23 protein-coding genes are annotated in these 20,652 nt (G+C 64.1%); 15 read left to right on the forward strand and 8 right to left on the reverse strand.

Translation table 11 applies throughout. The features are described from left to right. Positions 1–13 precede the first annotated feature (13 nt). The 6 genes from NKI08_RS01630 to NKI08_RS01655 all read left to right on the forward strand — a co-directional run bounded on the left by NKI08_RS01630 (position 14) and on the right by NKI08_RS01655 (position 5,940). On the forward strand, positions 14–1,060 hold the full coding sequence (locus tag NKI08_RS01630) for an alpha/beta hydrolase (protein WP_352685030.1): 1,047 nt from the start codon (positions 14–16) through the stop codon (positions 1,058–1,060). Positions 1,061–1,126: 66 nt separating this feature from the next. Then, the gene (locus NKI08_RS01635) at positions 1,127–1,417 is read left to right on the forward strand and encodes a cyclophilin-like fold protein (RefSeq protein ID WP_352766809.1); all 291 of its coding nucleotides are present in this window, start codon (positions 1,127–1,129) and stop codon (positions 1,415–1,417) included. After that, positions 1,393–1,539 (forward strand): hypothetical protein, encoded by a 147-nt coding sequence (locus NKI08_RS01640; RefSeq protein WP_352766966.1) that lies wholly within the window; start codon positions 1,393–1,395, stop codon positions 1,537–1,539. The genes NKI08_RS01635 and NKI08_RS01640 overlap by 25 nt, the downstream gene beginning before the upstream one ends. 671 nt (positions 1,540–2,210) lie before the next feature. Then, positions 2,211–2,696 carry a (2Fe-2S)-binding protein gene (locus NKI08_RS01645; protein ID WP_352539766.1) on the forward strand — a complete coding sequence of 162 codons (486 nt, stop codon included), beginning with the start codon at positions 2,211–2,213 and terminating at the stop codon, positions 2,694–2,696. Further along, a complete protein-coding gene (locus NKI08_RS01650; RefSeq protein ID WP_352766811.1) occupies positions 2,693–3,682 on the forward strand; it encodes an FAD binding domain-containing protein in 990 nt (329 codons plus the stop codon). The genes NKI08_RS01645 and NKI08_RS01650 overlap by 4 nt, the downstream gene beginning before the upstream one ends. Then, positions 3,679–5,940: a xanthine dehydrogenase family protein molybdopterin-binding subunit gene (locus tag NKI08_RS01655; RefSeq protein WP_352766813.1), complete on the forward strand. Its 2,262-nt coding sequence runs from the start codon at positions 3,679–3,681 to the stop codon at positions 5,938–5,940. Before NKI08_RS01650 ends, NKI08_RS01655 begins: the two co-directional genes overlap by 4 nt. Here the strand turns inward: NKI08_RS01655 and NKI08_RS01660 are convergent. Then, positions 5,879–7,078, reverse strand: coding sequence for an amidohydrolase (locus tag NKI08_RS01660; RefSeq protein ID WP_352685037.1), 1,200 nt, complete (start codon positions 7,076–7,078; stop codon positions 5,879–5,881). The two genes, NKI08_RS01655 and NKI08_RS01660, sit on opposite strands and share 62 nt — an antisense overlap. Before the next feature lie 84 nt (positions 7,079–7,162). Between NKI08_RS01660 and NKI08_RS01665 the strand changes: the two genes are divergently transcribed. Both NKI08_RS01665 and NKI08_RS01670 read left to right on the forward strand, forming a co-directional pair. Further along, positions 7,163–7,993, forward strand: coding sequence for an AraC family transcriptional regulator (locus tag NKI08_RS01665; protein ID WP_352685039.1), 831 nt, complete (start codon positions 7,163–7,165; stop codon positions 7,991–7,993). Between the two features lie 69 nt (positions 7,994–8,062). After that, positions 8,063–8,494, forward strand: a complete 432-nt coding sequence (locus NKI08_RS01670; protein ID WP_352766815.1) for a cupin domain-containing protein — start codon at positions 8,063–8,065, stop codon at positions 8,492–8,494. Between the two features lie 55 nt (positions 8,495–8,549). On the opposite strand, the gene NKI08_RS01675 is transcribed toward NKI08_RS01670, so the two are convergent. The 4 genes from NKI08_RS01675 to NKI08_RS01690 form a co-directional block, all read right to left on the reverse strand. Continuing rightward, entirely contained in the window at positions 8,550–8,996 is a 447-nt protein-coding gene (locus NKI08_RS01675; protein WP_352539721.1) for a nuclear transport factor 2 family protein, read from the reverse strand. A gap of 130 nt (positions 8,997–9,126) precedes the next feature. Next, on the reverse strand, positions 9,127–9,681 hold the full coding sequence (locus tag NKI08_RS01680; protein ID WP_352766817.1) for a nuclear transport factor 2 family protein: 555 nt from the start codon (positions 9,679–9,681) through the stop codon (positions 9,127–9,129). Beyond that, complete coding sequence (locus NKI08_RS01685; protein WP_352766819.1) at positions 9,678–10,661, reverse strand: alpha/beta hydrolase; 984 nt, start codon at positions 10,659–10,661, stop codon at positions 9,678–9,680. Before NKI08_RS01685 ends, NKI08_RS01680 begins: the two co-directional genes overlap by 4 nt. 59 nt (positions 10,662–10,720) lie before the next feature. Next, positions 10,721–11,224 (reverse strand): nuclear transport factor 2 family protein, encoded by a 504-nt coding sequence (locus NKI08_RS01690; protein WP_352490639.1) that lies wholly within the window; start codon positions 11,222–11,224, stop codon positions 10,721–10,723. 128 nt (positions 11,225–11,352) lie between these two features. Between NKI08_RS01690 and NKI08_RS01695 the strand changes: the two genes are divergently transcribed. After that, complete coding sequence (locus NKI08_RS01695; RefSeq protein WP_352539714.1) at positions 11,353–12,261, forward strand: LysR family transcriptional regulator; 909 nt, start codon at positions 11,353–11,355, stop codon at positions 12,259–12,261. 27 nt (positions 12,262–12,288) lie between these two features. Here the strand turns inward: NKI08_RS01695 and NKI08_RS01700 are convergent, their stop codons facing one another. Further along, positions 12,289–12,744: a carboxymuconolactone decarboxylase family protein gene (locus NKI08_RS01700; RefSeq protein WP_352470362.1), complete on the reverse strand. Its 456-nt coding sequence runs from the start codon at positions 12,742–12,744 to the stop codon at positions 12,289–12,291. A 241-nt stretch (positions 12,745–12,985) separates the two neighbouring features. Here NKI08_RS01700 and NKI08_RS01705 point away from each other — a divergent pair, with 241 nt between their 5' ends. Next, positions 12,986–13,750, forward strand: a complete 765-nt coding sequence (locus NKI08_RS01705; RefSeq protein ID WP_352614019.1) for a copper homeostasis protein CutC — start codon at positions 12,986–12,988, stop codon at positions 13,748–13,750. 19 nt (positions 13,751–13,769) lie between these two features. Beyond that, positions 13,770–14,267, forward strand: coding sequence for a GNAT family N-acetyltransferase (locus tag NKI08_RS01710; protein ID WP_352766822.1), 498 nt, complete (start codon positions 13,770–13,772; stop codon positions 14,265–14,267). Between the two features lie 19 nt (positions 14,268–14,286). Here NKI08_RS01710 and NKI08_RS01715 read toward each other — a convergent pair whose 3' ends face one another. Then, positions 14,287–15,309: an acyltransferase family protein gene (locus NKI08_RS01715; protein ID WP_352766824.1), complete on the reverse strand. Its 1,023-nt coding sequence runs from the start codon at positions 15,307–15,309 to the stop codon at positions 14,287–14,289. A gap of 372 nt (positions 15,310–15,681) precedes the next feature. Between NKI08_RS01715 and NKI08_RS01720 the strand changes: the two genes are divergently transcribed. From NKI08_RS01720 to NKI08_RS01730, 3 genes are read left to right on the forward strand one after another with little or no spacing between them, the layout of a single operon-like run. Next, positions 15,682–16,392, forward strand: a complete 711-nt coding sequence (locus NKI08_RS01720; protein ID WP_352614016.1) for a fumarylacetoacetate hydrolase family protein — start codon at positions 15,682–15,684, stop codon at positions 16,390–16,392. Further along, complete coding sequence (gene maiA, locus NKI08_RS01725; RefSeq protein ID WP_352766826.1) at positions 16,389–17,039, forward strand: maleylacetoacetate isomerase; 651 nt, start codon at positions 16,389–16,391, stop codon at positions 17,037–17,039. Before NKI08_RS01720 ends, maiA begins: the two co-directional genes overlap by 4 nt. 33 nt (positions 17,040–17,072) lie before the next feature. After that, positions 17,073–18,113 (forward strand): zinc-dependent alcohol dehydrogenase family protein, encoded by a 1,041-nt coding sequence (locus NKI08_RS01730; RefSeq protein ID WP_352500893.1) that lies wholly within the window; start codon positions 17,073–17,075, stop codon positions 18,111–18,113. A gap of 19 nt (positions 18,114–18,132) precedes the next feature. Here the strand turns inward: NKI08_RS01730 and NKI08_RS01735 are convergent, their stop codons facing one another. Then, a complete protein-coding gene (locus tag NKI08_RS01735; protein ID WP_352766967.1) occupies positions 18,133–19,026 on the reverse strand; it encodes a LysR family transcriptional regulator in 894 nt (297 codons plus the stop codon). A 140-nt stretch (positions 19,027–19,166) separates the two neighbouring features. Here NKI08_RS01735 and NKI08_RS01740 point away from each other — a divergent pair, with 140 nt between their 5' ends. Then, complete coding sequence (locus NKI08_RS01740; protein WP_502899540.1) at positions 19,167–20,615, forward strand: MFS transporter; 1,449 nt, start codon at positions 19,167–19,169, stop codon at positions 20,613–20,615. The last annotated feature ends 37 nt before the right edge of the window (positions 20,616–20,652 follow it).

Here is a 20,652-nt window from a genome sequence, read left to right on the forward strand (position 1 = left end):
CCGGCGGGAGCTTTTGAAGCTGACCGGCTCCGGCATCGCCGCCTTCAGTGGGGCGTCACTCTTCAACTTTCCCTTCGCAAAGGCTCAAGACATGTCAAACGGTGCAAACAATTTCTATACAAGCGGTCAGGTGACGCTGGAGAAAGTGACCTTCAAAAGCCAATACCAGATGAATATTGCGGGAAATCTGCTCGTTCCCAAGAACCTCGACCGCAATGCACGTCATCCGGCCATCGTCGTCGGCCATCCAATGGGCGCGGTGAAAGAGCAAAGCGCGACCCTCTATGCCACCAAGATGGCCGAGCAGGGCTTCATCGCCATGGCGATCGACCTGCCATTCTGGGGCGAGAGCGAGGGCGAAGCCCGACAGATCGTTTCACCGGATGTCTACGCCGAGGCGTTCAGCGCGGCGGTGGACTTCCTCGGGACACACGCGTTCGTGGACCGCAACCGCATTGGCGCGATTGGTGTCTGCGGCAGCGGCAGCTTCGTCATCAGCGCCGCCAAGATCGACCCGCGCATGCGCGCCATCGCCACGGTCAGCATGTATGACATGGGCGCGGCGAACCGAAACGCACTCAATCACTCGCTAAGCGTCGAGCAACGGAAGCAGATCATCGCAGCGGCCGCCGAACAGCGCTACTCCGAATTCGAAGGCGGCCAAGTCCAGTATACGGGCGGCACTGATCTCGAACTGACCGCGTCGACGCATCCCATCCAGCGCGAGTTCTACGATTTCTATCGGACACCCCGCGGAGAGTTTACCCCGGCGGGTGTCTCCGACCAGATAACGACTAAGCCGACGCTGACCAGCAACGTCAAATTCATGAACTTCTACCCGTTCAATGACATCGAGACGATCTCGCCGCGCCCAATGCTGTTCATCAGCGGCGATCAGGCGCATTCGAGGGAATTCAGCGAGGAAGCCTACAGACTGGCAGCCGAGCCCAAGGAACTGGTTTGGGTCCAGGGCGCCGGTCACGTCGATCTCTACGACCGTGTGGACCTGATTCCGTTCGACAGGCTTACCAGCTTCTTCAATCAGCACCTCTCCGCGTGACTGACGAGATGGAGCCTGTGTTTGCTGGGGCGGGCTCCATCTGCCTAGAAAACGGAGGAATGACCCGTGCTGAAATCACTGCTGAGCGCTGGCGCTATTGCATTTGGAATGGTTGGACCCAGGATGGCTCAAGAACGTATTGGCATTTCATCAGACTGGGGCGAGGTCACGGCCGATCTTGCCGATAACGAAGCCGCAAAATCTCTTGCTCAGATGTTGCCGCTTGCCATTGAGATGAGCGACCACCTTCGCCAGGAAGAAGACCGGCAAATCTACCGGTTCCATTTCCGGAACAGACACGGCAGCGCGACTTCTCGGTCGGCACGCTCGGGCTGTGGAGTTCCGATCATTTCGTGATCTACTATCGGAATGGTCGCGTCCCGTCGTCCGGCATCGTTGTGCTCGGGAAGGTCGCCGGCGATGTTTCGATCTTTGATCGTCCCGGTTCCGTCACGGTGAGAATTGAACGTGCTGGCTGAGGCGTGTGCAGCGCGGTGGCATCACGGGAAACAGCGGCATGAGCCGGGTGCGGATTTCGACAGCGCCTGCCCCTGCGGTCACAGACGCCACGACCGGCATGGAGCACCTCCTTGCCACCGCGGCGACCCGCTCCCTGATTTCCCTCGTGATCGTACTGATCCCCAGGCCGCGTTCAACACTGCCGCGCGATACCGTCCCTAGCCGACCTTCACGAGCAATCCTCCTCGGCCCGCCGGCAACGAGTAGCGCCTCAGTGCGATCACGGTCACGTTTCGTTTCCTGTGCGCTTGCGGCGAATCCTGGCGTCGTCCGATTGCGAACTCGTAGTTCTCAGCTTCATCTTTCATTTGCCGGACGACATTGCCAGTCGCAAGGCCGCCCTGCCCTGGAAAGCCGCCTGCCCTAGATTGGACAGCGGCGCGGCAATGTTCCCAATGTAGGCCGCCCAAGCCAACCTGAATGACGGGAATTACGGAATTACGGTGACACTTTTGCGGCGGCATTCAGGGCGTTTCCGCCGCAAATCTCAAATGCGCGTTTTTTAGCCTTCCCTGACCGGCAACGCCTTTTCACCGGAATTGACCGCCCTATTTCGCCTCGACAGGTGGGTGGCTGCTTGCTGGACGAGTCCCTTGCGGCGAGTACGGCATGTGCTTCGAGGTACCCCCACATGAACTTCCACGATCGGCACCTATTGAGGTTGCGGGTGAACGGAGAGGATCACAGCCTTTCCGATCTCGATCCCCGCGTCACGCTGCTCGACCTGCTGCGCGAGCGGCTTCATCTGACCGGAACGAAAAAGGGATGCAATTTCGGCGAGTGCGGCGCCTGCACCGTGCATCTCGACGAACGGCGTGTGAATGCCTGCATGATACTTGCCGTGTCCTGCGAGGGACGCGAGGTCACGACGATCGAAGGGCTGGCAGACGGCGACGCGCTTCATCCCGTGCAGCAGGCGTTCATCGATCATGATGGTTTCCAGTGCGGATTCTGCACGCCCGGCCAGGTGATGTCGGCGGCGGCGCTGATCGAGGAGGGACATACCGGCTCCGATGCCGAGATCCGCGAATGGATGAGCGGCAATCTGTGCCGCTGCTCCGCCTATCCGCAAATCGCCGAGGCGGTGCGCGCGGCGGCCGGGAGGGTGAGCCAATGACCCCATTCGTCTACGCGCGCGCCGATAGCCTGGGCGACACGATCGCGGCCGGTGCCGCGCCGGACAGCGCCTTTCTCGCCGGCGGCACCGAATTGCTCAATTGGCTGCGCCTTGGAATTGCCGGGCCGGCGCGGATCATCGATATCTCCCGCCTCGATGGGCTGGATCAGATCGAGGCACTGCCAGGCGGCGGCTTGACGATCGGCGCGCTGATGCATCTCAACGATGTCGCGCAGCATGCGCTGGTGATGCGCGATTATCCGGTGTTGAGCCAGGCGATCCTCAACGCAGCGTCGCCGCAGCTGAGAAACCTCGCAACGATAGGCGGCAATCTGCTGCAGAAGACGCGCTGCGCCTATTTCCGTGCCGAAGAGCAGCTGCCATGCAACAAGCGTCAGCTCGGCTCCGGCTGCTCCGCATTGCATGGCATCAACGACAATCACGCGATATTCGGCTGGACCGAGGATTGCGTCGCCACCCAGCCATCCGACCCGGCCGTGGCGCTGGCAGCACTTGATGCGGTCATCGTCACCGCGCACCGCAGCGGCGGCCGGCGCATTCCGGCAGCCGAATTCCACCTGCTTCCCGATACGCGGCCCGAGGCGGACAATGTGTTGCAGCAAGGCGAACTGATCACGGCAATCGAGCTGCCGGCAGCGGCACCGCGATCGGCTTACCTCAAGGTGCGCGAGCGCGAATCCTACGAATACGCCATCGTCTCCGCCGCCGCTGTGCTGGAGATGGACGGCCAAACTATCCGTCGGGCGGCCCTGGCGTTGGGGTCCGTCGCGCTGCGGCCGTGGCGGCTGAGCGCCGCCGAGGAGCAGCTCGCCGGTGCCGAAATCGGCGATCGCGAGGCGTTGAGCACCGCTATCGAGCAATCCTTCGCCGAAGCGCGTCCCTTGTCGCAGAACGCCTACAAGATCGAACTGGCCAAGACCGCCGCTTTGCGGGCGATCGAAAGAGCAGCGAGGATGCCGTCATGATGATCAGCCAGCCTGTTGCCCGCCCTGACGGCGGCGCCAAGGTGACCGGCCGCGCCCGCTATGCGGCCGACTATTTCGCCCCCGACCTGCTCTATGCGGTACTCGTGACCGCGCCCGTTCCGGCCGGCCGCGTGACGTCGATCATGGTCGACGACGCGCTCGCCGAGAAGGGCGTCGTGCGTGTGCTCACGCATGAGGACATGCCCAAATTCGGCCGGTTCGCATCGCCGAGAGCCGAGCCCGATACGCAGATGCAGCAGGCCGAAGGCCCGCCGGCAGCGCAGAGCTTCATGCCCATGCAGGGCGACGAGATACGTCACGAGGGTCAGCCGCTTGCCATTGTGCTGGGCGAGACGCTGGAGGCGGCGGAGGCCGGCGCTCGCCGCGTCGCATTACGCTACGAGTTCGCCGAGCCGGAATTGCCGGCACCGCCGGAGTGGACCGCCATCGACAAGGCTGCGGTCGTGCCGAGGGAGAGCGGCTTCCTGTTCCTGGAGCCGACGTTTACGAAGGGCGAGGTCGACCGCGGGCTTAGCGACGCAGCCGCCATGGTCGAAGCCGTCTACCTGCAGCCGTCGCGCCATCACAACGCGATGGAGCCCTCGGCGACGCTCGCTGAGTGGAATGACGGAGAGCTGACGCTGCACGATGCCACGCAGCACGTCTACGGTGTCCGCCAGGTGCTTGCCGCCCGCATGAATGTCCCGGCCGGGAAGGTCCGCGTGATTTCCCGCCATACCGGCGGCGGCTTCGGCGGCAAGGGTTGGATCTGGCCGCATCAGGTGCTGGCCGCCGCCGCTGCGCGCATCACGCAGCGCCCGGTCAGGCTGGCGCTAAGCCGCGCCAACGCCTATTCCTGTCTCGGCTATCAGCCGCGCATGGCGCAGAAGATCGTGCTGGCGGCGGACAGCTCGGGCAAGCTGACCGCCGTGCAACAGGACGTGATCAACCTGACCACCGTGAGCGACGATTTCGTCGAGTTCGCCACCGAAGCCTCGAAGGGTCTCTACGCCACGCCGGCGATGCGTCTCAGCCAGCGCGTCGAGCGCGCGAACGTCGCCATGCCGACGGCGCTGCGCGCGCCGGTCGAGGGTCCAGGCACCTGGGCCCTCGAAAGCGCGATGGACGAGCTCGCCCACCGCCTGGGCGTCGATCCGCTCGACCTGCGTCTGATCAACCATGCGGACACGGATCCGGCCACCGGCCAGCCCTGGTCATCGAAGAAGCTGCGCGAGGCCTATGAGGAAGGCGCCCGCCTGTTCGGCTGGCGCGAGCGCCCGCGCAAGCCGCAACGCGACGGCGATTGGCTGATCGGCTACGGCATGGCGACCTGTACCATGGGTTGTTTCCGCCACCCGACGCCTGCAGCCGAGGTCAGGCTGCACAGGGACGGCACGGTGCTCATCCGCACCGGCACGCAGGACATAGGGACCGGAACACTCACCATCTTTCCGCAGATCGCAGCCGACGTGCTGGGCCTGCCGATGGAGAAGATCGAGTTGGAAATGGGCGATACGCAGCTGCCGGAGGCGGGACCGACCTATGGCTCGTCATCGACCATGGGGGTGGGCGCGGCGGTGCTTGCCGCCGCCGAAGATGCGCGTTCGCAGCTTGCCCGTCTTGCCAATCTGCTGCCGGACGAGGTGGAGATGCAGGACGGCAAGATTCGCCGCAGGGGCGCTGCCGGCGGTCAGACGATCGCCGATGTGATGAGCCATACCGACATCGGCGAGATCGTCGGCTCCGGCTCGTTCGATCCGGCGCAGCATGGCAAAGGCCTCGCCATGCGCACTTTCGGCGCGATTTTCATGGAGGTCGGCGTCGATCCGGGGCTCGGCCTGCTCAGGCTCCGTCGCGCCGTCGGCAGCTACAGCGCCGGCCGCATCGTCAATCCCCGCACCGCACGCAGCCAGATGACGGGCGGCATCATCTGGGGCTGGGGCATGGCGGCCATGGAGCAGAGCAGGCACGAACCGGTGCTTGGGCGGTTCCTGTCGAAGAACCTTTCCGGGGTCGCCATTCCGGTCAACGCCGACATTCCCGGCGACATCATAATCCACTTCGTCGATGAGGTGGACGAGCATGCCAGCCCGATCGGCGGCAAAGGCATCGGCGAACTCGGCGCCACCGGCGTTGCCGCTGCTGTTGCCAACGCCGTCTTCGACGCCACAGGCAAGCGGATCCGGGAGTTGCCGATCACGCCGGAAAAACTGCTGTCGAAGGATCGGCCCGCGGAAGCGTCTGCTCGACCAGGTTGACGTAATAGCGCATCACCGTCGGCACGATCTCGTCGTTGAAAACGTAGCGGTCGCCATGCAGGCCTTTGCCCGGGCCAGCCTCGCCGGCGCCGATCCAGGCATAGCAGCCGCCGGCGTCGCGGATCATGAAAGCGAAATCCTCGCAGCCGAGACTGGGGCTGAACTCGGTCAAGACATTCTCCCGGCCGACGACGGGGGCGGCGGCCTCGACGGCGCGGGCCGTCGCATCCGCCGTATTGATCAGCGGCGGATAGCCCTTCCTGTAGTCGAGCCTGGCCTTGAGCGAATGCGCGGCGGCAATACCTTGTGCGATCTCGCCGATCAGCCTCTCGCAATGGTCGGAAAGGCCGTGCTCGAAGAAGCGGCAGGTGCCTTGCAGCCAGACCTTGCCCGGCACGATGTTGCCGACATTGCCGCCATGGATCTGCGTGATGCTGACGACAAGCGCGCTCTGCGGGTCGACCGAGCGGCTGACGATGCGCTGGACGGCTTGCACGAAGGCGCTGGCGGCCAGGATCGGGTCGTCGCCGAGCTGCGGCATCGCGGCATGCGCGCCAAGACCCTCGAAGGTCAGCTCGAAATTATCGACGGCCGCCATTTGCGGCCCGACGCGGGCGGCGATCGTCCCCAGCCTGATGCCCGGCCAGTTGTGGACCGCATAGACCGCTTCGACCCGAAAGCGCTTGAACAGGCCGTCCTCGATCATGCGCATGCTGCCGCCCTCGTTTTCCTCGGCCGGCTGAAAGATGAAAGTGACGGTGCCGTCGAAGGCGCGCGATTGACTGAGCAGTTTGGCGGCGCCGAGCAGCATGGCGGTGTGGCCGTCATGGCCACAGGCGTGCATCACGCCCTCTCTCCTCGAAGCATAGGGCAAGCCGGTTTTCTCCAGCACCGGAAGCGCGTCGAGCTCGGCGCGAAGGCCGATGGCGCGTGCGCCGCCACCGCTGCGCAGGACACCGACGACGCCGGTGCCGCCGATCCCTTCATGCACCTCGTCGACGCCGAAGGAGCGCAGCTTCTCTGCAACGAAACGCGCCGTTTCGTATTCATTGAATGCGAGCTCCGGATTGGCATGGAGATGGTGCCGCCAGCCTATAACCTCTGGTGTCAGCGCGGCGACGGGGTCATTATGCAACATGATGCCTCCTTTCCGCCGACAAAAAGCGGCTTGGTTTGCCAGCCATAGAAGGCCCGGCGAGAGGCGTCTTGAACCGGATTGACCATGGCAAGGACAAACGAAGCGGCAGAGACCGGGAAATACTGGCGCCATCCGTGTTTTCCCGACCTGGGCCTGTTCGAGGCGCGCTTCACCCGGCACCGTTACGACCTGCACACGCACCCGACCTATGTGATCGCCCTGATCACCTCTGGCTGCGAGCGCATTCGCATCGGCCGCAAAAGCGTTCTCGCTCCGGCAGGCACCATTGCCGTCGTCAATCCCGAGGAGTGGCATGACGGCGAACGCGGCGCGGACGAAGGCTGGGCCTACCGGACGTTTTATCCTTCGGTGCCGCTGATGACCGCGCTTGCCCGCGAACTCGGCCGGGACGGCGCTCCAATGTTTTCGCGCGCGACGATCGAAGACAGCAGTCTCGCCGCGGCATTGATGGCAGCACACCAGGGCTCGACATCCCCGGAAACAATGACGGCCGAGACGTCCCTGCTCGTGGCGCTGCGACGGCTGATCGTTCGGCATGGCGGCTCGAGCGGACAGGCCGAAGAGATCGAAAGCTCAGGATCGCAGCGGAGGTTTTCGCTCTGTCGCGACCTTATCGAAAGCGAACTTGGTTCGCAGCTCGACCTCAAGCGGCTTGCCGGCGTGGCAGGCGTGACCCGGTTCCAGGTCATCCGCGACTTCAACAAGGCGATCGGCCTGACGCCGGCGGCCTATATCCGGGACCGGCGATTGCGCCGGGCGAGCGCGCTGATCGAACAGGGATCTGGCCTCGCCGACGCCGCTATCGCAGCAGGTTTCGCGGACCAGAGCCATCTGTCCCGTACATTCCGGGCTATGCATGGCATGACGCCAGGCATGTTCAGAAGAGCGGGATAAGGCGCTCCCCAACAGACAAGCTTGCGCACCAATGCGTGCTGCGCGATGCTGACGCAGCCTGGGGGAATCATGCGAAAAATCTTGGCGCCGACGCTGCTGCTCGCGGCTGCACTGTTTGCAAACAACGCCCAGGCGCTGGATGCCGGCGTGACGCCGGTTGTCGTGACCCCGCTTGCCTCTCGCACCGAGACCGCGTCCGGCCAGCCGATCACGCTGCCGCAGAACAACGTCCAGGTCCTGGTCTCGGCCTATCAGATCGCGCCGGGCGCGACCTTGCCGGTCCACAAGCATCCGTTTCCGCGCTATGCCTATGTCGAGGCCGGCACGCTTCAGGTCACCAATGTCGAGACCGGCAAGAGCAACACCTATCAAACAGGTGATTTCATCATCGAGATGATCGGGCAATGGCATCAGGCGACCAATGTCGGCGCCGACCCGGTCAAGCTGCTGGTCATCGACCAGGTCGAAGAAGGCACCAAGAACACCGTGTTGCGCCAGTAGCTGCCAGGTCTGAGAACGGCGTCCGGGGCGGATCCAGCACAGCGCGTAACAGACGTCAGAACGCGAACCCCTCCGGCAAATTGTGATTCCAATAGCCTTCCTCGACCAGTTCACTTATGCGCCAGCCCTCGGACGTGCGTACGACGCGGTCTCGATACCAAAGCCCCTGGAAGAAGACCTGCCTTTTGCCTTCGCCGAGGTCTACCACCATCGGGCATGAACAATGCACGCGCGCGCTGGCCTCGTCCCCTCGGAGATCCAGAAGGATTGTCGAAATGGCGTGCTGCGAGATCAATATCTTGGAAAGGGCGCCTTTCATGTAAGCAACATGCTCATCCACACCGCTCCTGATTCCACCTGTTACAGTGTCGTCAAGCAAGGCATCGGGTGTGAATATTTTGCGATAGGCTTCCCAGTCGCGATCGTCCACCGCATAGCAATAGCGAACAAGCAGCTGTTCGATCTCAAGCCTATCGGAAACCTCCTGCAATGAAAGGGTCATGTCCTGTCTCCGCGGTTGGCGGCACTAATGCCGCATGCGCCAAGCCTGCCCCGACATTTCGATCAATATTCACGTTGCCGATGCTCCGAGCAACCTCGCCGCGCGATTGGGCCTGCGCAAACCCGAACACTCATTTGGCCTTCGCCTTTACCCGGTCGGCCGCAGCGGCCAGAACGGCGCGATCCCCCTCTTCGTACAAGCGGCGGATGGAGATTGCCTTGACGCGCCAACCTTCCGGCGTCCGCACCAGCCGGTGGAGGTAGCTGCCACCGACCGTCCAGAACCGCCCGCCGATCCAGTGGGTTGCGCGGACATGGCTGCGTGCGACCGCGTCATTGCCCGCGCCCTCGACGGTGATGTTGGTTATGAGGTGCTGGGTGGCGTCGAAGCCCGGCAGCAGCCCTTGCCACTGCGCGATCAACGCGTCGCGGCCGCTAGTCGTGACCTTGCCGCCGAAGAGGCTGGTGTAGTCGGTCGTGACACGGGCTGCGAGATAGGATCTGACCCGGTTCCATTCACGCAGATCGGCATAGAGGCCGATCCCGGCAATCGCCTCGGCGATTGCGATCCTGTCTTTGACCGTCAGCGCATCTCCCGGAGCGCTCGAGGCGGGCGCCGAGACGGCGGAAATCATCGCAGCGGAAACCGCCGAGGCCAGGACATGCCGGCGCGTGACGAGGCTCATTGTCCCGCCTCCCCCGCACTGCCCAGCGTCGCGCGGAAGTGCGCGGCGACGGTATCGCTTGCGGCCTTCACCGGCGCGGCACGATCGTAGAAATCGAACTGGGTGACGTTGTCGAGCCACAGCTCCCGCTTGGAACTGGTCAGCCGCGTGTAGAATTTGTGCGCCCCCTGCGGAATGGCAGCCGCCTCGCTGTGCACCATCAAAAAAGGCTGGTGCAGGCGCGGAGCAGCCTGGATGGCGTCGAACGTCAGCCAGCCGCGCCAGAACGCCGGATCGGCCTCGTTGCGCCAGGCCGGGATCATGCCGCGATCGGGCTCGGTGTAATAGGGCACCTTGAACATGACCGCGCGCTCGTCGGTCAGGCTCGCGGCCGGCAAGAACGCTTGCTTGCCGGTGCGGCGATACTCAGCCTCGGCCGCATCGCCCACGGCCTCAAGCCTGGCGACGCCATGCCGGCCGCCATAGGCCTGCTCGACCACTTCGGCATCCTGCAACCAGGGCGCAACGAGGGCGACCGATTTGATCGCGGCGTTTTCGGCGGCGGCGGTGACCATATAGCCGGAGCTGGCGCAAATGCCGAGCCCGCCGATGCGGTCCTGATCGGCTTCGGGCCGGCGCGAGAGATAGGCGACCGCCGCTTCGATGTCGGCGATCTTGGCCCTAGGATCCTCGTACTGGCGGCGTAGGCCGCCGCTTTCGCCCCACCCACGAAAATCGAAGGTCAAGGCGACGAAGCCACGATCGGCCATCTCGCGGGCGTAGCGGGCCGGCATCTGTTCCTTCACCGTCATCCAGGCGCCGGTCACGACCAGCGCCGGCCGAGGTTTTGCCTCGTCCAGATCCTCCGGCAGATAGAGCTCGCCGACAAGCTGCTCACCATGCGAAGAGAATGTGACGCGCTCGACGCGCGGTGCGGCGACGGCATTGGAGGCGGCGAGCGCGGCGGTGGTTGCTACGGCAAGGGTCAGGGTTTTAAGCATCGCAAGTCTCCTTTGGCTTGGAGCGAGAAGCGCGGCGCGTTGCGAGAAAGACCGCCGTCTCAGCGCTGGCCGGCCAGTCGGCCGGGCAGCGGCTTCAGCGGGTAATGCGCCCAGTAGAAAGCGTCCGACTGGTACATGTCGGTCAAAAAATTCTGTGCCTCGGCGATCTTGCCGTCCTTGATGCGGAACATCAGCGCGTAGAACTGGTCGATCTCGGGACCTGAGCCGACATTCGACCAGCCGCGATGGACGTCGACAACGAGGTCGCCCTGCGCCTGGAAGAAGATCGGCTCGGCCTTGAACTTGCCGTCGGCCAGGCCGCGGAAGAAGGCGACCACCTCGTCCGGCCCGCGCTTGTCGCCGGCGAGCGGATGATGGCCGGGAATGCGCCACACGATGTTGGGCGCGAGGAAGGGCCGCACGGCCTCGGGATTACCGGTCGCGTAAGCTGCGTAATAGCCTTTGATGAGCTGGATATTGCGGTCTTCCAGTGGCCCGCTGTGCGCCGGGGCGGCAGACACCGCCAGAAGAGTGCCGGCGGCGAGTAAAGCAAGCCTGGTCATCGGTCCTGTCTCCTTGCCTGTTCGAGCCGTTCCCAACACCGAGGCCCGTTCGTCAGACCCAACATGACGCCTTTCGTTCGCCGGAAAAACCGGTAGAATTCGACAGGGCTATTTGGAAAATCCTTACAATGCGCCTCGACCAGTTCAGCGGCATCGTCGCCTTCGTCAAAGTCGCCGAGGCCAAAAGCTTCACCCGCGCCGCCGCCGAGCTCGGCGTCGCTCCGGCCTCGTTAAGCGAGGCGATCAAGGGGCTCGAGGAGCGCCTGGGGGTGCGGCTGCTCAACCGGACGACCCGCAGCGTTGGCTTGACCGAAGCTGGCGCTGAATACCTCGACCACGTGCGCCCGGCAGCCGAAGATATCTGGGCGGCTGGCGCGGCACTGCGCGAAGCTCGCGACCGTCCCGCCGGCACGCTGCGCCTCAGCCTGCCGTGGATCGCCGCGCCGCTGCTGATAGAGCCACTGATGCGGCCGTTCATGGATGCTTATCCCGAAGTGCGGCTTAGTCTGATTTTCGACGACAGCTTCGTCGACATCGCCGCCGAGGGCTTCGATGCCGGCCTGCGCATCGGCGAGCTTCTCGAGAAAGACATGATCGGCGCGCGTCTGGGCGGGCCACTGCAGATGGTCGTGGTGGGTAGCCCCGATTATCTGGCGCGCAAAGGCACACCGAAGCGGCCGGCCGACCTCGCCGCCCATCGCTGCATCGCATTCGCCCTCACCCGCACGCGCGCGATTTCGCCCTGGGAGTTCACCGTGGATGGACGCGAAGTCGCATTCACGCCGGACGCATGTCTGGTCGTGAACACACTTCCGCTGTGCATTACCGCCGCCGCGCAAGGGCTGGGCCTCGCCTTCGCCGTCGAGGGCCTCGCCGCGCCGCTTCTCGCCTCAGGCGCGCTGGTCAAGGTGCTGGAGCCTTTCTGTCCCGCTTACGAGCCGCTCCACCTCTATTATCCGAGCCGCCGCCTGGTACCGCCGAAGCTGCGGGCCTTCATCGACTTCGTCCGCGCGAATTCGTACAAGCTGCGGATCTGAAGTGGCTTTTCGAGAACCCGGCCCCGTTCAGCCCCAGGCGCCGACCATCTGCCTGGTGGTTGCGTTGAGCCGGTTGAATGCGTTGATCAGGGCAATCTGGACGACCAGGGCGGCAAGCGCCTTTTCGTCATAGTGCCGGGCGGCCTCGTCCCAGACTGCATCCGGCACCGGATCCGGCCGATCGGCCAACCGGGTTGCCGCCTCGGTCAGTGCCAGCGCGGCGCGTTCGGCGTCGGTGAAGTAGGGTGTCTCCCGCCATGCGGACACGGCAAAGATGCGCTCGTCCTTCTCGCCGGCCTTCTTCAATTCGCGCGCATGCATATCGACGCAGAGGCTGCATCCGTTGATCTGGCTGGCGCGTAAATGGACGAGCTTGCGCGTCACATATGACAGGTCGGCCGTCTCCGTCGACTTGTCCAGCGCGAGCAGTGCCTGCAAGGCGCCGGGAATGAGCATCACCGGGTTTTTCAACCGTGCTTGCATGGTGGTCTCCTTAGGCGTGTTTCTGCCGGCCGCACATTTAGCTTTCGGTCGGCTGTGCTGTTAATCAATCAATAACTCGCTAGCTATGAATCGACATATAGCTGAACGGTTATGGATATGTCAAGCGGCAAAATTGGAGCACCGCCGGCCGCCCTGTCGCGTGTTGAGCCAACAGTTCCGGCTTTCATCGCACCATGCCCGATGCTACCGCTGGGCAGCTGAAATCATCGACGGATCGCCTATGATCGAGACCGAACGCCCTCGCCTGCCGCTGATCGAGATCTGCGTCGAAGGCATAGACGGCCTGCTGGCCGCGCAAGCCGCAGGCGCCGACCGTGTCGAGCTCTGTGCCAGCCTGATCGAGGGCGGCATCACACCGAGCTTCGGCACGGTGCGCACGGCGCTCGAGCTGGCGACGATCCCCTTCCACGTCATCGTGCGGCCGCGCGGCGGCGATTTTCTCTATGGCGAAGCCGAATATCGTTCGATGCTCGCCGATGTCGGCGCGCTTGCCGAGCTCGGCGTCGCCGGTGTCGTCGTCGGTTGCCTCACTGCCGACGGCACCATCGACGAACAGCGCATGAGCGAATTGGTTAAGGCGGCGGGAAACTTGAACGTCACCTGCCACCGCGCCTTCGACATGACCCGCGACCCGACAGAGGCGCTGGAGACGCTGATCCGCTGCAAGGTCGGCCGCGTGCTGACCAGCGGCCAGCGCGACACGGCGCTCGAGGGCGCGGACCTGCTCGCCGATCTTGTCAGGCAGGCCGGCGACCGCATCATCATCCTCGGCTGCGGCGGGCTTGATCCCGAGAACATCGGCAAGGTGCGGAGGAAAACCGGGTTGAGCGAAATGCACTTCGCCGCGCTCAAGGACGTGCAGAGCGCTATGCGTTACCGCAACCCAAGGGTCGGCATGGGCGGCACCGACCTCGACCGCGAATACCGCAACACCGTGACCGATGAGGCGATGGTGGCGGCGACCATCGCAGCCGCCCGGCTGTGATCCTGGAAGATCGAACAACATGATCGAAGTGCGTTTGCCGATCGAACGGGTTTCGCCGCAGGATGAGTCCGCAATCCTCGCGCTCAACAACGAGCATGCCGCCGAATTGTCGTGGCTCGAACCCGAGCGCCTGTCCTTCCTGCTCGCCGAAGCGTTTTACACGCGCCGCATCGGTACGCTCGAAGCCTTCATCATGACCTTCGACCAGGACGCCAGCTACGACAGCCCGAACTTCCTGTGGTTTCGCCAGCGTTACCCGCGGTTCGTCTATGTCGATCGCGTCGTGGTCGCCGCCGCAGCGCGCGGGCGCGGCCATGCCCGCCGGCTGTATGAGGATCTGTTCGAGCAGGCGTCACGCGCGGGCCAGGCGATCGTCACCTGCGAAGTCAATGCCGAGCCACCCAATCCGGCTTCGGACGCCTTCCATGCCGCACTCGGCTTTGCGGAAGTGGGCGACGCGGTAATCCACGGCGGCAGGAAAGTCGTGCGGTATTATGCAAGACGGATCGCCGGCTGAACGGCGGGCGCCGTTCGCCCTACCAATTGCGGTTCAGCCAGGAGCGGGCCGGCTTTTCGATGATGTAGTAGCTGCACAGCGCGCAAGCGAACGCCGCCGTAAGCATCAACCACGGCGAACTGCCTTTTATGTCGACGAATTGATAAAAGGGCTGCTGCCAAAGATAGAGCGAATACGACCACAGCCCCAGCATCGTCATCGGCAGGGACGATAGAAACCCGGTCAGATACCGGCTGCCGAAGTCGAGCGAATTGACGGCGAGTGCCAGCAGCGGCACCGCGACCAGATAATGGATCGGGGTTGGCACGGCAGCCATGAAAAGGAGCACAGCCAGTACTGAGGCCGCCAGGGCGACATGTGGCCCCTTGAACAGCGCCGGCAGCCTGTCGTCGGCCTTGAGCAGGCATATCACCGCCGACAGCAGGATCGAGGCGATGTGCACGTCGGTGCGCCAATAGGTGCCCTCGTAGCCTATTGCGAGCACCCAGTAGGAGATGGCGCCGTTTGCCATGGCCAGCACCGACAATGCACCGAGCAACATGATGACCCGGGACCGCCCCGAGACGACGACGCTGATCAGCGCCAGGATGATATAGGCGTGCTCTTCGACGCAGAGCGACCAGATATGGTCGAGCGCGCCGGCGCGGGTGACGAGAATTCCGGCATAGTTGTAGGTGAACGTCAGCGCCGTCAGCGCCGCCTTCCACTTGAAGGCGATGAATGTGCCGGACAAGGCAACCATCGCGGCGACGACAAAAATCAGCAGTGCCGGGTAGATGCGGGAGAACCGGCGCTTGAAGAATTTCTTCAGCGGATAGTATTCGACAAACAGGATCTCGGCCATCAGCCGGCCGCTGAGCACGAAGAAGAATTCGACGCCCAGGACGCCGAGATTGATGCCGGGAACGGGGAAGAAATGGCCGATCAGCACCAGCGCGATCGACAGGCCGCGCCAGCCGTCGAGATAGGCAAGCCTGGTTCTTGCCGAGCTATCGGCCACAGGCCTGGACACGACAAGACGCGTCGCGGAGATGTCCGTCATGCCGGTCCCTTCATTGAACCTGCGAAAGGCGGGCGGAAGGCCGCATTCCTCCAGCTATATTGCAGCGCACCAGAGCTTTGTGCAAGTGCGAGATAACGACACGCCCGAAGTACAGGACGGACCGAAAAGGGGCTCTCACGTCCGTTACTCGAAACCAACGGTCGACAGTCTCAGGCGTTGGCGGCAGGCGCTGCGCGCCATGGCCAGCCTAACGGCAAATGGTACATCTCCATCTTGGCCGGCAGAGCAAAATGTACCGGCGATTTCCGCGGCACCGTGCGGCAGGCCTGCTCTTCCGCCATCCAATGCCTTGCCCGTTTGCCCAAATCGGCCGAATGTGCCGCGGACAGATCCACTGAACAGAGACAGTGCATGACCGGCTTCGTCCTTCCCCTGCCCGCAACCTCGTCGGTGGCCGTGGCCGGCTCGCCGGAGCGTTTTGCGGTGCGCCGGATCTTCTGCGTCGGCCGCAACTACGCCGCTCATGCCCGCGAGCTCGGCAATGACGAGCGCGACCCGCCCTTCTTCTTCACCAAGCCAGGCGACGCAGTGGTCGATGCGGCGGTCGGTTCGGGCACGATTATCCCCTACCCGCCGCTGACCCAAAACCTGCATCACGAAATCGAGCTGGTCGTCGCGATCGGCGGAGCCGGCTTCCGCATCCGGCGCGAGCGCGCGCTGGACCATGTCTGGGGCTACGGCGTCGGCGTCGACCTGACTCGCCGCGACCTTCAGGACGAGGCAAAAAAGGCGGCAAGGCCGTGGGACTGGTCGAAAGCCTTCGACCGTTCAGCGCCCTGCGGCCCGCTGGTTCCGGCGCAAAAATCCGGTCATCCCGACAAGGGCCGCATCTGGCTCGCGGTCGACGGCGAGATCAGGCAGGACGGCGACCTCGCCGAACTGATCTGGCCGGTTCCCGACATCGTCTCGATTTGCAGCGAGGCGCTAGAGCTTAAGCCCGGCGACCTGATCTTCACCGGAACACCGGCTGGCGTCGGCGCCGTCGGGCCGGGCGAAAAGATCACCGGTGGCGTCGACGGCATCGGCGAAATCGAACTGACCATCGGCCAACCGATCCGATGAGCGACATCGTCCTCCATAACTACTACCGCTCCTCGACCTCTTACCGGGTGCGGATCGCGCTGGAGATGAAGGGCCTGTCCTACGACTACGTGCCGCATCATTTGCGCCACGGCGAGCATCTCGAACCCGCCTACCTCGCGGTCAATCCGCAAGGGCTGGTGCCGGCACTGGTCCTGGGCGACGGCACGCTGCTGACGCAATCGCTGGCGATCATCGAATATCTCGACGAGACCACGCCTGAGCCACCGCTGCTGCCCACGGATGCGCCTGGCCGCGCCCGCGTCAGGATGCTGGCGCAGATGATCGCCTGCGACATCCATCCGGTGAACAATCTGCGCGTGCTGACCTCGCTGCGCACACTGTTCGGCGCCGGCGACCAGGATGTCGTCAACTGGTTCCGGCACTGGGTCAACGAAGGCTTCCAGCCGCTTGAAAAGATTCTGGCTTCCTCGCCCGAGACCAAGACATTCTGCCATGGCGACACGCCGGGGCTGGCCGACATCTGCCTGGTCGCACAGGTCACCAGCAATGCCCGCTTCGGCGTCGACATGACGCCCTACCCGACGATCTCGCGCATCAATGCCGCCTGCACGGCGCTGCCGGCGTTCCAGAAGGCCGCGCCTGAGAACCAGATCGATGCCGAATAGACCGCAAATCGCAGAAGTCATGAGGAACAGCCGATGAAAGCCGTCGTCTTCGAAAAATTCGGCGAGGCGCCGACGATCCAGACCGTGCCGGATCCGACGCCGGCGCCGGAAGGCGTCGTCATCAAGGTTGAGGCCACCGGCCTCTGCCGCAGCGACTGGCATGGCTGGATGGGGCACGACGACGGTATCCGCCTGCCGCATGTGCCTGGCCACGAGCTTGCCGGCGTCGTGGCCGCGGTGGGCAACCAGGTGACCCGCTGGAAGGGCGGCGAGCGCGTCACTGTGCCGTTTGCCGTCGGCTGCGGCCGCTGCTTCGAATGCACGTCGGGCAACCACCAGGTCTGCGAACATCAGTTCCAGCCCGGCTTCAGCGCCTGGGGTTCGTTCGCCGAATATGTCGCCATCGACCATGCCGACACCAATCTCGTACGCTTGCCCGACGAGATGGAATTCGCCACCGCCGCTAGCCTCGGCTGCCGCTTCGTCACCTCGTTCCGCGCCATCGTCGATCAGGGCCGGGTGACGCCCGGCGAATGGGTTGCCGTGCATGGCTGCGGCGGCGTCGGCCTGTCGGCGATCATGATCGCCAGCGCCATGGGCGCCAATGTCGTCGCCATCGACCTCACGGACGAGAAGCTGGACTTTGCCAAAAAGATCGGCGCGGTGGCGACGATCAACGCGGCAAAGACGCCGAACGTGGTCAAGGCGGTCAAGCAGATCACCAATGGCGGCGCGCATATGTCGATGGACGCGCTCGGCCACCCCACAACCTCTTTCAACTCGATCGCGAACCTGCGCCGTCGCGGCCGCCACGTGCAGGTCGGCCTGATGCTCGGCGACCATGCCAGGCCGCAGATACCGATGGACAAGGTGATCGCATTCGAGCTCGAAATCCGCGGCAGCCACGGCATGCAGGCGTTTCGCTACCAGGCGATGATGGAGATGATCCGTACCGGCAAGCTGAAACCCGAACTGCTGGTCGGCAAGAAGATCAGCCTCGAAGAGGCGCCGGCCGCATTGATGGCGATGGGCGGCTTCGAAGGCATAGGCATCGGCGTGGTGACCAGATTCTAGATCACGCCCTGAGCCTGGATCAGCGAAACGACGCACAGACCTCCCGCACGCAGGCTCGCAGCCAGCGTTGTGCCGGATCGGCATCGAGTCGCGGATGCCACAGCATCGAAATGGTGACCTCCTCGATATCGACCGGCAACGGGAAGCTGTACATGCCCGTGCGCGCGCCCAGCGTGTGCCGTTCGGGGACGCTGGCGATCAGATCGGAGGCGCGCGCCATGGCGAGCGTGGCCGAGAAGCTGGAAACCATGCACACGATCGTCCGCTGGAGACCGACCAGTTTCAAGGCCTCGTCGATCGGGCCCTTTTCGCGGCCACGCCGCGAAACGCTGATGTGGCGGCCGGCCGCATAGCGTTCCGCCGTCACCGGCCCCTCGCTCAGCTCATGGCCCGTTCGCACCGCACCGATGAAGCGGTCGCGAAACAGCGCCTGAATACGCATTTCGGGGCTGGTTTCCCCAGCGACGCCGATTTCGAGATCAACCGCCGCGTCACGCAACGACATGTCGTTCTTGTCGGATTTCGGCGCAAAACGCAGCCGCACGCCAGGTGCATCCGCTTCGACACGGGTCAGAAGACGCGGTGCGAACTCCTCGACGAAACTTTCGTTGGCGCGCAGCGTGAAGACCTTGTCGAGAGCAGAGAGGTCGAGGGGCTTGGCCGGGCGCAGCAGCGCTTCCGCATCCTGAACGACGCGGCCTACCTGTTGCTGCAATTCGAGCGCGCGCGGCGTCGCAACTAGGCCACGGCCGGCCCGGACCAACAATGGGTCGCCCGTCGCCTGGCGCAACCGCGCCAACGTCCGGCTCATCGCCGAGGGACTGAGGCACAGCCGCCCCGCCGCGCGCGCCACACTGCCCTCGGTCAGCAGCACATCGAGGGCGACAAGCAGATTGAGATCTGGTGACGACATGGAAGGACCGTAGCACAGCTCGGCCGCGATGTGGCGTTTCATGCACGAATAAGATGCAAATACTGCGCCTTCCGCCACATCATGCGAGGGAATAGCGTCCGACAGCTCCGGTTTGGGGGCTGCCGGCAAAGGAGTTCACGTTGGCATCGACCGCTGAGAAGACCTGGGACGAAGTTGCCCCGGTGAGCGCACGCTCGACCCGATGGGCATTGGCAAGCCTGTCGCTTTCAACGCTGCTGTCGTCGCTCGCCACCAGCATCGCCAGCGTCGGGCTGCCATCGCTGATGCAGGCATTCGGCGCATCGTTCCAGCTCGTGCAATGGGTCGTCCTGGCCTATCTGCTCGCCATCACCACCTTGATTGTCAGTACCGGGCGCCTCGCCGATATAGTCGGTCGCCGCCCGCTATTGCTCGGCGGCATCGCCCTGTTCACCTTCGCATCGGTGCTTTGCGGGCTCGCGCCGACGCTCTGGCTGCTGATTGCCGCACGGGCGGCACAGGGGCTCGGCGCGGCCGTCATGATGGCTCTGACGCTGGCCTTTTTCGCCGACGCGGTTCCCCGGGATAAAACCGGCAGCGCCATGGGCCTGCTCGGTGCCATGTCGGCGATCGGCACCACGCTTGGCCCCTCCCTTGGCGGACTGTTGATCGCCGGCCTCGGCTGGCGCGCGATCTTCCTCATCAATCTGCCGTTGGGGGTGCTGGCCTTTGCGCTTGCCTGGCGCTTCCTGCCGGCCGGAAAAAAGACGCCAGGTCGGCGCGGTTTCGACGGCATCGGCACGGCCTTGCTCGCGCTGACGCTAGCCGCCTATGCGCTCGCCATGACCCTTGGGCGTGGCAGTTTTGGTTCTCTCAATGTCGGCTTGCTGATTGCTGCCACCGTGGCTGGTCTGCTGTTTGTCATTGCGCAGACAAGGGTCCAGAACCCCTTGATCCAGCCTGCGAGGTTCCGCGACCAGGCGTTGAACGCAAGCCTCGCCATGAACCTGATCGTCGCCACGGTGATGATGGCGACGCTGGTGGTCGCACCATTCTATCTGTCGCGCGCGCTTGGGCTGGACGCAGCCATGGTCGGGCTGGTTCTGTCGACCGGCCCTCTGGTTACCGCATTGGCGGCGCTGCCGGCCGGCCGCCTGGTCGATCGTTTCGGGGCGAACCGGATGATGATCGTCGGCCTGTTCGATCTCGCTATTGGCACCTTTGCTCTGTCGCGGGCGGAATTCGGCATTGCCGGCTATGTCGCACCAATCATCATCGTCTGCACCGGCTACAGCCTGTTTCAGACCTCCAACAATTCGGCCGTGATGACGGGCGTCGCATCCGACCAGCGTGGCGTCGTCTCCGGCCTGCTCAATCTGTCGCGCAATCTCGGCCTGATCACCGGTGCGTCGGTGATGGGCGCGGTGTTCGCCTTCGCATCGGCTGGGGAAGGCACTGGCTTGGCAGTGTTGGCACCTGCGGCAGCGGCACGAGGGATGCAGGTCACTTTCCAGGTGGCGACGGGCCTGGTGCTGATGGCGCTGATCCTTGCGGTATTTTCAGCGCGCGCCACTGCCGGGCGAACTGATATCGTTGCCAAGCATCCTTGAGGATTCCACCCGGTTCGCATGCAACTCCGGCAGCCGG

The sequence above is a fragment of the Mesorhizobium sp. M0768 genome (genome assembly GCF_040320195.1).
In the GTDB taxonomy this organism is placed as follows: Bacteria; Pseudomonadota; Alphaproteobacteria; order Rhizobiales; family Rhizobiaceae; genus Mesorhizobium.